A 12,454-nucleotide genomic window follows, 5' to 3' on the forward strand; every position below is an offset into this window, starting at 1 on the left:
AGAACAGTCGCCCCCGCACGCATGTCCGTTGGGCGGACAGCCGGACGAGCCACTCGGGCGGCCCTATACGGTGGAATGACCATGAGCGCATCGCAGATCCCACCTGCCACCGCCGTTCCGGGCGACGATGTACCGACCCTCCTTGTCAAGATCTTCGGCAAGGACCGTCCAGGCATCACCGCCGGGCTCTTCGACACCCTCGCCGCCTTCGACGTGGACGTCGTGGACATCGAGCAAGTCGTCACCCGAGGCCGCATAGTGCTGTGCGTGCTGGTGACCGCCCCACCGGGCCGCGGCAGCGGCGCGGCCGAGGGCGATCTGCGGGCGACCGTGCACAGCTGGGCCGAGTCGCTGCGGCTCCAGGCGGAGATCATCTCCGGCCGCGGCGACAACCGGCCGCGCGGTGTCGGACGCTCGCACGTCACCGTGCTCGGACATCCCCTGACCGCCGAGTCGACGGCCGCCATCGCGGCCCGTATCACCGGCACGGGCGGCAATATCGACCGCATCTTCCGACTCGCGAAGTACCCCGTGACCGCGGTGGAGTTCGAGGTCTCCGGGGTCGCGACCGAGCCGCTGCGCACCGCGCTGGCGACCGAGGCCGCGGCCCTGGGCGTCGATGTCGCCGTCGTCGCCTCCGGCCTCCAGCGCCGGGCGCAGCGCCTGGTGGTCATGGACGTGGACTCCACGCTGATCCAGGACGAGGTGATCGAGCTCTTCGCGGCGCACGCGGGCTGCGAGGCCGAGGTCGCGAAGGTCACCGCGCAGGCGATGCGCGGCGAGCTGGACTTCGAGCAGTCGCTGCACGCGCGGGTCGCGCTGCTGAAGGGCATCGACGAGTCGGTGGTGGAGAAGGTGCGCGCCGAGGTGCGGCTCACCCCCGGCGCGCGGACCCTCATCCGTACCCTCAAGCTGCTCGGCTTCCAGGTGGGCGTGGTCTCCGGTGGCTTCACCCAGGTGACCGACGACCTGAAGGAGCGGCTGGGCCTGGACTTCGCCTCCGCCAACACCCTGGAGGTGGTGGACGGCAAGCTGACCGGCCGCGTGGTCGGGGAGGTGGTGGACCGGGAGGGCAAGGCCCGGCTGCTGCGGCGGTTCGCGGCGGAGGCCGGGGTGCCGCTGTCCCAGACGGTGGCGATCGGCGACGGCGCCAACGACCTGGACATGCTGAACGCCGCCGGGCTCGGGGTGGCCTTCAACGCCAAGCCGGTGGTGCGGGAGGCCGCGCACACCGCGGTGAACGTGCCGTTCCTGGACACGGTGCTCTATCTGCTGGGCATCACCCGCGACGAGGTCGAGGCGGCGGAGACCCACGCCGACTGACCCGGGATCCCGTCGGTCGACGGACGGCCGGTCGGGGTGGCATCCGGTCGAGTGGTCGGGCCGGGATGTCGTCGGAGACGTATGTGGGCCGGCCTCCACCGGGGTGGAGGCCGGCCCACGTCACCGGCCCACTTCCCGCACGGTCCGGCCGCTCAGGCACTGCACGCGGGGATCCGCGGCGCGTGGCTCAGGCGTGCGGGGACCAGAAGGCGACCAGGCGGCCGACTCCGTGCTCCACCGACTTCCACGAGCCGTCGAAGGTCAGCACCGCGATGGCGGAGGTGGGGAAGCCGCTCCGGTTCATCCGGGCCAGCAGATCCCCCTCCGCCTCACCCGCCAGGGCGTCGGCCAGCGCGTGCACACCGGGGTTGTGGCCGACCACCATCAGGTCCTTGACCTCGTCAGAGGTCTCGTTCAGCAGCGCGATCAGCTCCCCCAGCGAAGCCTCGTACAGCCGCTCCTCGTAGACCGTCTTGGGGCGCTGGGGCAGCTCGGACACCACCAGCTTCCAGGTCTCGCGGGTGCGGAGGGCGGTGGAGCACAGGGTGAGATCGGGAGTGATGCCGGCCCCGGCGAGCCAGCGCCCGGCCACCGGGGCGTCTTTGCGTCCGCGCTCGGCGAGCGGGCGCTCATGATCGGATTCCTCGGCCCAGTCGGCCTTGGCGTGTCGGAGTAGGACGATCCTGCGGGGTACATCGACGCTCATGGGTCCCAGCTTCGCACGAAAAGCGCTGCGTGGCGCGGGGTGTTGAGGACGCTCCGCACCGCCGGGAACGGTGCGGCTACTGGTGCGGCACGACGTCCCGCACCATCCCGACGACGTGCGAGAGGACACCGGACTCGCTGGCGGCCTGTGCGTCCGCGGGGCCCGCGATGAGCAGCAGCAGCGCGACGAAGGCGACGGCGGGCAGCGCCACGGCCCACCACGGCAGCCGGGTCGACACACCACCGGACGCCGAACGGACCGGGGGTATGGACCGGGGGTACGGGCGAGCGGTCGGTGCGGACATCGGATCGCCTCCGGGTGCGGGCTGGACGCTGTGGCTCTTCGAGCCTAAGGAGCCCGACCCGCCGATCCCATCCGGTGAGCCACCTACTGACCCCTGACTCAACCCCCCTAAGGGTGGTGGGGTTAACCCCACCACCGCCCCGGGGCGGCACCCGCGGGCGCGCCCCATCCGGGGGGAATCGGTCAGGGCGAGGCGATGGTCGCGATGACCCCGATGACGACGGTGACCAGCAGCATCACACCGAGAATGGTGAGCAGCTTCTTGTGACCGTTCTGCGGATTCGGGTCGAGCACAGGAGACGACATGGCTCAAGTGTCCCAAACTCCGCGCACCGACTTCGACCGGGGCACCCGCCGGATCACCGGGCCCGGGGTGCTGGGGCCGGCCGGCACCCGGGCCCGCGCGGAGCCGCGCCACTCCACCGGCACGCCCACTACGCCGTAGGGGGCACCCTCACGGCTTCGTCCCCGACGCGGCGGTACGGCTTCTTCGTCCCCGACGGTGCGATCACGGCTTCGTCCTCGACGGTGCGGTCACGGCTTCGTCCTCGACGGTGCGGTCACGGCCGGCGAGCACGCCCGCCACCATCTGCGGCACCATCAGCCCCGCCATCAGCGCGATCGGCAGGTCCCAGCCACCGGTGTGCTGGTAGAGGGCGCCCACCAGCAGCGGGCCCGGGATGGACAGCAGATAGCCGGTGCTCTGCGCGAACGCCGACAGGCCGACCACACCGGCGCTGGTCTTCGCGCGCATACCGATCATGGTCAGGGCGAGCGGAAAGGCGCAGTTGGAGACGCCCAGCAGCAGGGCCCAGGCCCAGGCGCCGCCGGCCGGCGCCAGCCAGAGGCCGGCGTAGCCGGTGAACCCGAAGGCACCGAGGGTGAGGACGAGCACACCCTGGTGGCGCAGTCGGGCCGCGACCCGCGGCAGTACGAAGGAGAGCGGCACGCCCATCACCATGGTGACCGCCAGCAGCACTCCGGCGGTGGAGGCGGAGACCCCCGCGTCGCGGAAGATCTGCGGCATCCAGCCCATGGTGATGTACGCCCCGGTGGCCTGGAGGCCGAAGAAGACGGCGAGCGCCCAGGCGGTGGGGCTGCGGGTGATGCGGGGCGCGGGGGCGTCCTGCGGCGCGGCGGCGGACTCCGCGCGCACCTGACGGTTCGTGCGGCCTCGGGCGATGAGGAACCACGGCGGCACGGCGACGGCGGCCAGCAGCGCCCAGACGCCGAGGCCCAGTCGCCAACTGCCGCCCATGGCATCGGTCATGGGCACGGTGACGGCCGCGGCGCCGGCGGTGCCCAGCGACATGGCCATGGAGTACAGACCGGTCATCGGGCCGATGCGGTCCGGGAACCAGCGCTTGACGATCACCGGCATGAGGATGTTGCTGACGGCGATGCCGGCCAGCGCCAGCGCGCTGATCGCCAGGAAGCCCGCGGTGTTCCCGACCAGGGGGCGCAGCGCGAGCCCCGCCGTGATGGCGGCGAGCCCGGCGCAGACGACGGTGGCGGGTCCCCAGCGGCGGGCCAGCCGGGGCGCCGCGAGCCCGAAGAGCGCGAAGCAGAGGGTGGGCACCGAGGTGAGCAGCCCGGCGACCGTGCCGCTCATGCCCAGGCCGTCGCGCACCTCCTCCAGGAGCGAGCCGAGGCTGGTGATGGCGGGCCGCAGGTTGAGGGCGGCCAGGAGCAGGCCGATGACCACGATCCGCAGCGGCCAGGGGGAGCCGGCGTCGGGCGCGGCCGCGCCCCGGGGACCGACTCCGGCGCCCGGCCCGGCCGCCGCCGCCCGCGCGGTGGTCAGCGGTCGCCCCGCTCCCGCCGTGGGCGGAGTGCGCACCGCGGTCGCGGTCGCCGTGTCCGTCGTGCCGGTCCTGTCCCCGTCCACCGTCTCCGCGGTCTCCTCGTGTGCAGCCATGCCGACCATCATAGAATCATGGGATGAATGTCTTCCAACGGGTTCACGGACCGTTCACGGGAGACGGCATCATGAGAGAGCCCACATCCCCGCGACGGCCCCCATGCCCAGGAGAGTCATGCCGCTGACATCGCCCCGGCGCTCCGCGCTCGCCGACCAGGTGATCGCCCAGCTGCGCGCCCAGATCACCTCAGGCGAGTGGCCGGTGGGCTCACGGATCCCCACCGAGCCGGAGCTGGTGGAGCAGCTCGGCGTGGCCCGTAACACCGTGCGCGAGGCGGTGCGGGCCCTGGCCCACAACGGACTGCTGGACATCCGGCAGGGCTCGGGCACCTATGTCGTGGCCACCAGCGAGCTGGCCGGGGTGATGAACCGGCGCTTCGCCGACTCCGAGCCGCGGCACGTCGCCGAGCTGCGCGGCGCGCTGGAGACCAAGGCGGCCCAGCTGGCCGCGGAGCGCCGTACCGCGCAGGACCTCCGGCAGCTCGACGCCCTGCTGGAGCGGCGCGAGCGGGCCTGGGAGTCCGGCGACGCGGAGGCGTTCGTGGAGGCGGACGCGCGACTGCACATGGCGGTGGTGGCCGCGTCGCACAACGAGGTGTTGGCGGAGTTGTACGCGGACCTGGCCGGGGTGCTGCGCAGCTTCCTCCGCGCGGACGTGGGCACCGAGCTGCGGCCCGAGGCCCATATGGACCACGCCCGGCTGGTGGCGGCGATCCGCGACGGAGACGGCGCCCGCGCCGCCGCCGAGGCCAGCACCCACACGTCCGTCTGCCGTTTCTGACAGCCGGCCGATCCGGTCGCCGGGCCGTCAGCGCAGGTGGCTCACCCACGCCTCCGCTATCTCCTTCCAGCACCGCTCCGAGACGCGGATGTGCTGGGCGGGTGCGATGTCCACCGGTCGGCTGGCCAGGTCCGGGTCCCACCAGCGTTCGCACTCCACGTGCAGTTGGACGCGGTCGGCCCTGGGGTACGGGTTGAAGCAGCTCGCCGTCGCGTGCGAGCCGTGCACCCAGGCGTCGCAGCTGGCGTGGCGCGGCCGGTTCTCGGCGGCCGGCACGATGACGGGGGCCGGCGGTGGCGTGGTGGGCGCGGCGGGCGGTTCGGACGCGGCGACGGCGAAGGCGGCGATCAGTGCCGCGGCCGCGGCACGGTGGGGCGTACGCATGGTGGTACCTCCTCGGCCGTGCTGCGGCGAGCGCCGCGGCTGCACCTCAAGGGGGACGCTCTCCACCCTGCCGGGGCCGCGGCCCGGACGCCCCTCCCATGGCCCGAACGGGTGATGCCCCGCTCCCCGCGCGTGCGGGGAACGGGGCATCGAGGTGCGGGCGGTTCGGCTCAGACGCCCATCGAGTGCACGCCGCCGTCGACGTGGACGATCTCGCCGGTGGTCTTCGGGAACCAGTCGGAGAGCAGACCGACGACGCCGCGGGCCGCCGGCTCCGGGTCGGCGATGTCCCAACCGATCGGCGCGCGGTCGCCCCACTCGTTGGCCAGGGTCTCGAAGCCCGGGATGGACTTGGCGGCCATCGACTTGATCGGGCCGGCCGCGACCAGGTTGCAGCGGACGTTCTCCTTGCCCAGGTCGCGGGCGAGGTAGCGGTTGGTGGACTCCAGCGCCGCCTTGGCCACGCCCATCCAGTCGTAGACCGGCCAGGCGAACTTGGCGTCGAAGGTGAGGCCGACGATGGAGCCGCCGCGCCGCATCAGCGGCAGCAGCGCCGTGGCCAGCGACTTGTAGGAGTACGCCGACACCTCCAGGGCGGTGCCCACGTCCTCCCAGTTGGCGTCCAGGAAGTGGAAGGCGCCCTGCGGGCCGAAGGCGATGGAGTGCACCACGCCGTCCAGGTCGACGCCCTCGCCGAGGTGCTCACGCACCCGCTCGGCCAGGGTGTCCAGGTGCTCCTGGTTGGTGACGTCCAGCTCGATGACCGGGGCGGGCTTGGGCAGCCGCTTGGCGATCCGCTCGACGAGGGTGAGCCGGCCGAAGCCGGTGAGGATGACCTCGGCGCCCTCTTCCTGGGCGAACTTGGCGGCGTGGAAGCCGATCGACGCATCGGTGATGACGCCGGTGACCAGGATGCGCTTGCCAGCGAGAATTCCACTCATGTCGTTCAGTGACCCATGCCCAATCCGCCGTCGACGGGGATGACGGCTCCAGTGATGTACGCGGCCTCCTCGGAGGCCAGGAAGCGGACCGCGGCGGCGATCTCGTCGGGCTGCGCGTAGCGCCCCAGCGGCACCTGCTTGACGATGCCCTCCCGCTGCTCGTCGCTGAGCACACGGGTCATGTCGGTGTCCACGAAGCCGGGCGCGACCACGTTGACCGTGATGTTGCGCGAACCGAGCTCGCGGGCGAGGGAGCGGGCGAAGCCCACCAGGCCGGCCTTGGAGGCCGCGTAGTTGGCCTGACCGGCTGAACCGAGCAGACCGACCACGGAGGAGATGAGGACGACGCGCCCCTTACGGGCCCGCAGCATGCCGCGGTTGGCCCGCTTGACCACCCGGAAGGTGCCGGTGAGGTTGGTGTCGAGGACGCTGGTGAAGTCCTCCTCCGACATGCGCATCAGGAGCTGGTCGCGGGTGACGCCGGCGTTGGCCACCAGCACCTCCACCGCGCCGTGCTTCTCCTCGATCTCCTTGTACGCCTGCTCGACCTGCTCCTGGTCCGTGATGTCGCACTTCACGGCGAGGAAGCCCGCGGGCGGCTCGCCCGACCGGTAGGTGATGGCGACCTTGTCGCCCGCGTCGGCGAACGCGCGGGCGATGGCGAGGCCGATGCCGCGGTTGCCTCCGGTGACGAGAACCGAGCGGCTCAAGGGACCACCCTCTCTGTGGGATATCGCTGCGCTGTCGCTGCGTATTGTCGCGTGTGTCCTCCCGAAACTATCTGGCGACAGGGCCGTACGGGGAATCGAGGCCACACAGGGGCGGCCTCCGGTCACTGTGGGGTCCCTACAGAAAGCGATCGGCAAAGCGCTGGGCGACCGCCCCGCGGACACGGCATGATCGGGGACCTACCACGGGAGGATCACGTGCCCCATTCCATCGACGAGGACTTCTCGGCGCTGCCGCTGCGCCCGCTGGCCGACGCCGCGCTGGCCCGCGCGCGGGCGCTCGGGGCCACCCACGCGGACTTCCGCTTCGAGCGGGTGCGCAGCGGGTCCTGGCGGCTGCGTGACGCCAAGCCGGCGAGCTCGTCCGACACCACCGACCTGGGCTACGCGGTGCGCGTGGTGCACGGCGGCACCTGGGGCTTCGCCTCCGGGGTGGACCTGACGATGGACGCGGCCGCGCGGGTGGCCGCGCAGGCCGTGGCGATGGCCAAGCTGTCGGCGAAGGTGATCCAGGCGGCCGGGTCCGACGAGCGGGTGGAGCTGGCGGACGAGCCGGTGTACGCGGACCGGACCTGGGTCTCCGCGTACGACGTCAACCCGTTCTCGGTGCCGGACGGGGAGAAGGTGGCGCTGCTGACCGACTGGAGCGAGCGGCTGCTGCGGGCCGAGGGGGTGGCGCATGTGGACGCCTCGCTGCTCGTCGTGCAGGAGAACAAGTTCTACGCGGACACCGCGGGCACCTCGACCACCCAGCAGCGGGTGCGGCTGCATCCGCAGCTCACGGCGGTGGCGGTGGATCCGGACAGCGGCGAGTTCGACTCGATGCGGACGCTGGGGCCGCCGGCGGGGCGCGGCTGGGAGTACCTCACCGGGACCGGCTGGGACTGGGACCGGGAGCTGGCGGAGATCCCGGAGCTGCTGGCCGAGAAGATGCGCGCGCCGACGGTCGACCCGGGCGTCTACGACCTGGTGGTGGACCCGTCCAACCTCTGGCTGACCATCCACGAGTCGATCGGCCACGCCACCGAGCTGGACCGGGCACTGGGCTACGAGGCGGCGTACGCGGGCACCTCCTTCGCCACCTTCGACCAGTTGGGCAAGCTGAGATACGGCTCCGAGCTGATGAACGTCACCGGCGACCGGACCGCGGAGCACGGGCTGGCCACCGTCGGCTACGACGACGAGGGCGTCGCCGGCCAGTCCTGGGACCTGGTCAGGGACGGGGTGCTGGTGGGCTACCAGCTCGACCGGCGGACCGCCCGGCTCACCGGCTTCGACCGCTCCAACGGCTGCGCCTTCGCCGACTCCCCCAGCCATGTGCCGGTGCAGCGGATGGCCAATGTCTCCCTGCTGCCCGCGCCCGGCGGCCCCTCCACCGAGGAGCTGATCTCGGGGGTCGAGCGCGGCATCTACGTGGTCGGCGACCGCTCCTGGTCGATCGACATGCAGCGGTACAACTTCCAGTTCACACAGCAACGGGCCTACGTGATCCGGAACGGCCGTCTTCGCGGACAGGTCCGTGACGTCGCCTATCAGGGGACGACCCCCGAGTTCTGGGGCTCCCTCGGGGCGGTCGGAGGGCCCCAGACGTACGTCCTCGGCGGCGCCTTCAACTGTGGCAAGGCACAGCCCGGACAGGTCGCCTCGGTCTCCCACGGCTGCCCGTCGGCCCTGTTCCACGGCGTCAACATCCTCAATACCACCCAGGAGGCGGGCCGATGAGCCGTCACCCCCTCCACGGCCGGGGGTCCGGGGGTCGTCCCCCGGGTCAACACAGTCTCAATACCACCCAGGAGGCGGGCCGATGAGCCGTCACCCCCTCCACGGCCGGGGGTCCGGGGGTCGTCCCCCGGGTCAACACAGTCTCAACACCAGCCAGGAGGCGGGCCGATGAGCCGTTCGCACAAGCCGCACGAGATCGTCGAGCGGGCGCTGGAGCTGTCCCGCGCGGACGGCTGTGTGGTCATCGCCGACGAGCACTCCACCGCCAATCTGCGCTGGGCGGGCAACGCCCTCACCACCAACGGCGTCACCCGCGGCCGCACGCTCACCGTCATCGCGACCGTGGACGGCGCCCAGGGCACGGCCTCCGGGGTGGTGTCCCGGTCCGCCGTCACCGCCGCGGAGCTGGAGCCGTTGGTGCGGGCGGCCGAGAGCGCCGCGCGGGACGCCGGTCCGGCCGAGGACGCGCGGCCGCTGGTCGAGGGGGTGGCGGCGTCCGCCGACTTCGCCGAACCGCCCGCCGAGACCTCGTCCGAGGTGTTCGCCTCCTTCGCCCCGTCGCTGGGCGAGGCGTTCGCCCGGGCCCGCGCGGGCGGCCGCGAGCTGTACGGGTTCGCCAACCACGAGATGGTCACCAGCTATCTGGGCACCTCCACCGGGTTGCGGCTGCGTCACGACCAGCCGACCGGGACGCTGGAGCTCAACGCCAAGAGCGGCGGGTCGGGGTCGGTGCCGCGCTCGGCCTGGGCGGGCCACTCCACCCGCGACTTCAAGGACGTGGACCTGGCCGCGATGGACGCGGAGCTGACGCGCCGGCTGGAGTGGGCCGCGCGCCGGGTGGAGCTGCCAGCCGGCCGGTACGAGACGCTGCTGCCGCCGAGCGCGGTGGCCGATCTGCTGATCTACCAGATGTGGTCGGCGTCGGCGCGGGACGCGGTGGAGGGCCGTACCGTCTTCAGCCGGGCGGGCGGTGGGACGCGGCTCGGCGAGAAGCTGTCCGAGCTGCCGCTGACGCTGCGCAGCGACCCGCACGAGCCGGGTCTGGAGGCGGCGCCGTTCGTGCTGGCGCACGCCTCCGGCGACGACGCCTCGGTCTTCGACAACGGACTGCCGCTGGCGCCCACCGACTGGATCCGGGACGGGGTGCTCAACCGGTTGCAGACCACCCGGCACAGCGCGGACCTCACCGGCCTGCCGGTCGTCCCCGCGATCGACAACCTGATCCTGGACGGGGGCGGGACCCGCTCGCTGGACGAGCTGGTCGCGGCGACCGACCGCGGGCTGCTGCTGACCTGTCTGTGGTACATCCGCGAGGTCGACCCGGCGACGCTGCTGCTGACCGGGCTGACCCGGGACGGCGTCTATCTGGTCGAGGGCGGCGAGGTCGTCGGCGAGGTGAACAACTTCCGCTTCAACGAGTCGCCGGTCGATCTGCTCTCCCGCGCCACCGAGGTGGGCCGCACCGAGCGGACGATGCCGCGCGAGTGGAGCGACTGGTTCACCCGGGCGGCGATGCCGGCGATGCGCCTGCCCGACTTCAACATGAGCTCGGTCAGCCAGGGCGTGTGACGCCCCGGGAACGCCGGGACGCGCGGTGGCCGAGGGCGGGATCGGCGGCCCGGGGCGGTCGGCCCGAGCCACCGCGCGTCCGAATTGGTCGGGGCGTACGACCGCGACCAAATAGACTCGACCCGTCCCTTGTCCGATCACGACTCTCCACAGGAACCCCACGATGACACGCCTCGGCGACTCCGTCGCTCTCGTCAGCACACTGCTGGCGCAGGACCTCTCCTCCGACTCCACCGTCGAGCGGCTGCTCACGGAGACCAAGGCGCGGCGCTATCTGGACCTGACGGACCTGTCGGCGAAGGAGCAGGCCGAGCTGATCGCGTCCCGCACCGTCGAGGTGTTGCCGGACGTCCAGAAGCTGGCCGAGCGCATCGACGAGCGCCGCGCGGCGGGCCGCGGGCTGAGCATCAAGCTGGGCATCGACCCGACCGCCGCGGACGTGCACCTGGGGCACGCCGTGCCCGTGATCATCCTCAGCCGCTTCCAGCGGATGGGCCACGACGTCACGCTGCTGATCGGCGACTTCACCGCCAAGATCGGCGACCCGTCGGGGCGCACCGCGGAGCGTCCGCCGCTCACCGACGAGGACATCGCCGCCAACCTCGCCGGCTACCGCGAGCAGGTCCGGCCCTTCTTCGACTTCGAGAAGGTGAGCTTCCGGCAGAACAGCGAGTGGCTGGCTCCGTACACCTTCCCGGAGCTGCTCGGACTGCTTTCCCAGGTGCCGGTCTCCCAGCTGCTCCAGCGCGAGGACTTCCGCAACCGGCTGGCCGCCGGCTCCGGGCTGACCATGTCCGAGCTGCTGTACCCGATCGCGCAGGGTCTGGACTCGGTGGCGCTCGACTGCGACGTCGAGCTGGGCGGCGCGGACCAGCTGCTCAACCTCCAGATGGGGCGCAAGCTGATGGAGCTGCGCGGCCAGCGCCCGCAGCTCGTCGTCACCATGCCGCTGATCGAGGGCACCGACGGCACCGGCGCCAAGATGTCCAAGTCGAAGGGCAACTACGTCGGGCTGACCGCCCCCGCCGACGATGTCTTCGGCAAGATCATGTCGGTTCCGGACCGGCTGATGGAGCCGTACCTGAAGGCGTGGACCGAGTGGACCGACGCGGAGGTCGCGGCCGCGCTGGCTCGGGTCGCGGACCGCTCGCTGCACCCGATGGACCTCAAGAAGGTGCTCGCCGGTGAGGTCGTCGCCGCGCTCTACGGCCTGGAGGCGGCGATGGCGGCGCGCGCCGGGTTCGTGGCCCAGTTCTCCAAGAAGAGCTTCACGGACGTGGAGTCGCTGCCGGAGGTGGACACGGCCGAGCACGGCGCCGAGACCGTCGTCGCCGTGCTGAGCAAGGTGCTGGGCTTCCAGCCGAGCGCCTCCGCGGCGCGCCGGGTCGCCAAGCAGAACGGGCTGCGGCTCGTCGTCGAGGGCGCGTCCGGCCAGGAGTCGGCGGTGCTCACCGAGGCCCAGGCGATCCGGCCGCTGGCCGAGGTGGTGGCCGAGGTGCTGGCGGCGGCCGGGCTGGAGCCGGGCTCCGGCAGCGTCTACCTGAAGGCGGGCCGCAAGATCGCGCAGCTGCGCGGGCTGTAGTCACGGGCCGCCCCGCGGGCGGCGCACGACGGACGGCGGCGGCCGGTGGGCGATGAGGCCCACCGGCCGCCGCCGCGTCGCACCGGGTTCGCGGCCCGCCGGCTCAGGCCCGCCTTCGGCTGCCGCGGATCGAGGCCCACAGCGGGGTGCCGACCGCCACGATGAGCACCGCACCGCCGAGCTGGAACAGGTGTCGCCACCAGTCGATGCCCGCGGTCTCCCGGATCCCGAGCCAGCCGGCGAGGGCATTGCCCAGAATGCTGCCGAGGAGTCCGAAGAGTGCCGTCAACCACAGGGGGATGTCCTGCTTGCCCGGCAGGATGAGCTTGGCCAGCAGACCCAGCACCAAGCCGACGATGATCGCCCACAACCAGTTCATGTCGCCTCCTGGCACAGCGGTGTGCGCATTCCTCCCCAGTCTCCGACCGGCACCCGTACGGCGCACGCCGGATGGCCCCCGTCCGTCATATGGCGTAGTCGGATGAGCGCCGTAG

The 12,454-nt window shown here is 72.2% G+C and carries 14 protein-coding genes; 6 read left to right on the forward strand and 8 right to left on the reverse strand.

All coding sequences use genetic code 11. The features are described 5' to 3' along the window. The first annotated feature begins 81 nt into the window (after window positions 1–81). Entirely contained in the window at window positions 82–1,323 is a 1,242-nt protein-coding gene (serB, locus tag CD790_RS19215) for a phosphoserine phosphatase SerB (RefSeq protein WP_144384521.1), read from the forward strand. Between the two features lie 187 nt (window positions 1,324–1,510). Here the strand turns inward: serB and CD790_RS19220 are convergent, their stop codons facing one another. The 3 genes from CD790_RS19220 to CD790_RS35975 form a co-directional block, all read right to left on the reverse strand. Beyond that, window positions 1,511–2,029 carry a histidine phosphatase family protein gene (locus CD790_RS19220; RefSeq protein WP_144384522.1) on the reverse strand — a complete coding sequence of 173 codons (519 nt, stop codon included), beginning with the start codon at window positions 2,027–2,029 and terminating at the stop codon, window positions 1,511–1,513. Window positions 2,030–2,105: 76 nt separating this feature from the next. Beyond that, window positions 2,106–2,333, reverse strand: coding sequence for a hypothetical protein (locus CD790_RS19225; protein ID WP_144384523.1), 228 nt, complete (start codon window positions 2,331–2,333; stop codon window positions 2,106–2,108). Window positions 2,334–2,515: 182 nt separating this feature from the next. Continuing rightward, entirely contained in the window at window positions 2,516–2,638 is a 123-nt protein-coding gene (locus CD790_RS35975; protein WP_260867716.1) for an SGM_5486 family transporter-associated protein, read from the reverse strand. Between CD790_RS35975 and CD790_RS34720 the strand changes: the two genes are divergently transcribed. Then, window positions 2,637–2,777, forward strand: coding sequence for a hypothetical protein (locus tag CD790_RS34720; protein ID WP_186319126.1), 141 nt, complete (start codon window positions 2,637–2,639; stop codon window positions 2,775–2,777). The genes CD790_RS35975 and CD790_RS34720 overlap by 2 nt on opposite strands. 63 nt (window positions 2,778–2,840) lie before the next feature. Here the strand turns inward: CD790_RS34720 and CD790_RS19230 are convergent, their stop codons facing one another. After that, window positions 2,841–4,259: an MFS transporter gene (locus CD790_RS19230; RefSeq protein WP_144384792.1), complete on the reverse strand. Its 1,419-nt coding sequence runs from the start codon at window positions 4,257–4,259 to the stop codon at window positions 2,841–2,843. A gap of 109 nt (window positions 4,260–4,368) precedes the next feature. On the opposite strand from CD790_RS19230, the gene CD790_RS19235 reads away from it, so the two are divergent. Then, window positions 4,369–5,034, forward strand: a complete 666-nt coding sequence (locus tag CD790_RS19235; RefSeq protein WP_144384524.1) for a FadR/GntR family transcriptional regulator — start codon at window positions 4,369–4,371, stop codon at window positions 5,032–5,034. A 27-nt stretch (window positions 5,035–5,061) separates the two neighbouring features. Here the strand turns inward: CD790_RS19235 and CD790_RS19240 are convergent, their stop codons facing one another. From CD790_RS19240 to fabG, 3 genes are all read right to left on the reverse strand, one after another. After that, window positions 5,062–5,418, reverse strand: a complete 357-nt coding sequence (locus CD790_RS19240) for a hypothetical protein (RefSeq protein WP_144384525.1) — start codon at window positions 5,416–5,418, stop codon at window positions 5,062–5,064. Window positions 5,419–5,588: 170 nt separating this feature from the next. Further along, window positions 5,589–6,359, reverse strand: coding sequence for an enoyl-ACP reductase FabI (fabI, locus tag CD790_RS19245; RefSeq protein ID WP_144384526.1), 771 nt, complete (start codon window positions 6,357–6,359; stop codon window positions 5,589–5,591). 5 nt (window positions 6,360–6,364) lie between these two features. Next, window positions 6,365–7,069: a 3-oxoacyl-[acyl-carrier-protein] reductase gene (gene fabG / locus CD790_RS19250; RefSeq protein WP_144384527.1), complete on the reverse strand. Its 705-nt coding sequence runs from the start codon at window positions 7,067–7,069 to the stop codon at window positions 6,365–6,367. A gap of 186 nt (window positions 7,070–7,255) precedes the next feature. Between fabG and CD790_RS19255 the strand changes: the two genes are divergently transcribed. The 3 genes from CD790_RS19255 to tyrS all read left to right on the forward strand — a co-directional run bounded on the left by CD790_RS19255 (window position 7,256) and on the right by tyrS (window position 11,960). After that, the gene (locus CD790_RS19255; protein ID WP_399217832.1) at window positions 7,256–8,809 is read left to right on the forward strand and encodes a TldD/PmbA family protein; all 1,554 of its coding nucleotides are present in this window, start codon (window positions 7,256–7,258) and stop codon (window positions 8,807–8,809) included. Between the two features lie 168 nt (window positions 8,810–8,977). Continuing rightward, on the forward strand, window positions 8,978–10,378 hold the full coding sequence (locus CD790_RS19260; RefSeq protein ID WP_144384529.1) for a metallopeptidase TldD-related protein: 1,401 nt from the start codon (window positions 8,978–8,980) through the stop codon (window positions 10,376–10,378). 163 nt (window positions 10,379–10,541) lie between these two features. Further along, window positions 10,542–11,960, forward strand: a complete 1,419-nt coding sequence (gene tyrS / locus CD790_RS19265) for a tyrosine--tRNA ligase (protein WP_144384530.1) — start codon at window positions 10,542–10,544, stop codon at window positions 11,958–11,960. 103 nt (window positions 11,961–12,063) lie between these two features. Here the strand turns inward: tyrS and CD790_RS19270 are convergent, their stop codons facing one another. After that, entirely contained in the window at window positions 12,064–12,339 is a 276-nt protein-coding gene (locus CD790_RS19270) for a GlsB/YeaQ/YmgE family stress response membrane protein (RefSeq protein ID WP_144384531.1), read from the reverse strand. Window positions 12,340–12,454 lie beyond the last annotated feature (115 nt).

Source organism: Streptomyces sp. SAJ15 (genome assembly GCF_007595705.1).
Classification (GTDB): domain Bacteria; phylum Actinomycetota; class Actinomycetes; order Streptomycetales; family Streptomycetaceae; genus Streptomyces.

Excerpts from the sequence above, each read along its gene's own strand:
- serB (WP_144384521.1), top strand. The coding sequence starts at position 82 with ATGAGCGCATCGCAGATCCCACCTGCCACCGCCGTTCCGGGCGACGAT.
- CD790_RS19220 (WP_144384522.1), bottom strand. The coding sequence starts at position 2,029 with ATGAGCGTCGATGTACCCCGCAGGATCGTCCTACTCCGACACGCCAAG.
- CD790_RS19225 (WP_144384523.1), bottom strand. The coding sequence starts at position 2,333 with ATGTCCGCACCGACCGCTCGCCCGTACCCCCGGTCCATACCCCCGGTC.
- CD790_RS34720 (WP_186319126.1), top strand. The coding sequence starts at position 2,637 with ATGGCTCAAGTGTCCCAAACTCCGCGCACCGACTTCGACCGGGGCACC.
- CD790_RS35975 (WP_260867716.1), bottom strand. The coding sequence starts at position 2,638 with ATGTCGTCTCCTGTGCTCGACCCGAATCCGCAGAACGGTCACAAGAAG.
- CD790_RS19230 (WP_144384792.1), bottom strand. The coding sequence starts at position 4,259 with ATGGTCGGCATGGCTGCACACGAGGAGACCGCGGAGACGGTGGACGGG.
- CD790_RS19235 (WP_144384524.1), top strand. The coding sequence starts at position 4,369 with ATGCCGCTGACATCGCCCCGGCGCTCCGCGCTCGCCGACCAGGTGATC.
- CD790_RS19240 (WP_144384525.1), bottom strand. The coding sequence starts at position 5,418 with ATGCGTACGCCCCACCGTGCCGCGGCCGCGGCACTGATCGCCGCCTTC.
- fabI (WP_144384526.1), bottom strand. The coding sequence starts at position 6,359 with ATGAGTGGAATTCTCGCTGGCAAGCGCATCCTGGTCACCGGCGTCATC.
- CD790_RS19255 (WP_399217832.1), top strand. The coding sequence starts at position 7,256 with ATGATCGGGGACCTACCACGGGAGGATCACGTGCCCCATTCCATCGAC.
- CD790_RS19260 (WP_144384529.1), top strand. The coding sequence starts at position 8,978 with ATGAGCCGTTCGCACAAGCCGCACGAGATCGTCGAGCGGGCGCTGGAG.
- tyrS (WP_144384530.1), top strand. The coding sequence starts at position 10,542 with ATGACACGCCTCGGCGACTCCGTCGCTCTCGTCAGCACACTGCTGGCG.
- CD790_RS19270 (WP_144384531.1), bottom strand. The coding sequence starts at position 12,339 with ATGAACTGGTTGTGGGCGATCATCGTCGGCTTGGTGCTGGGTCTGCTG.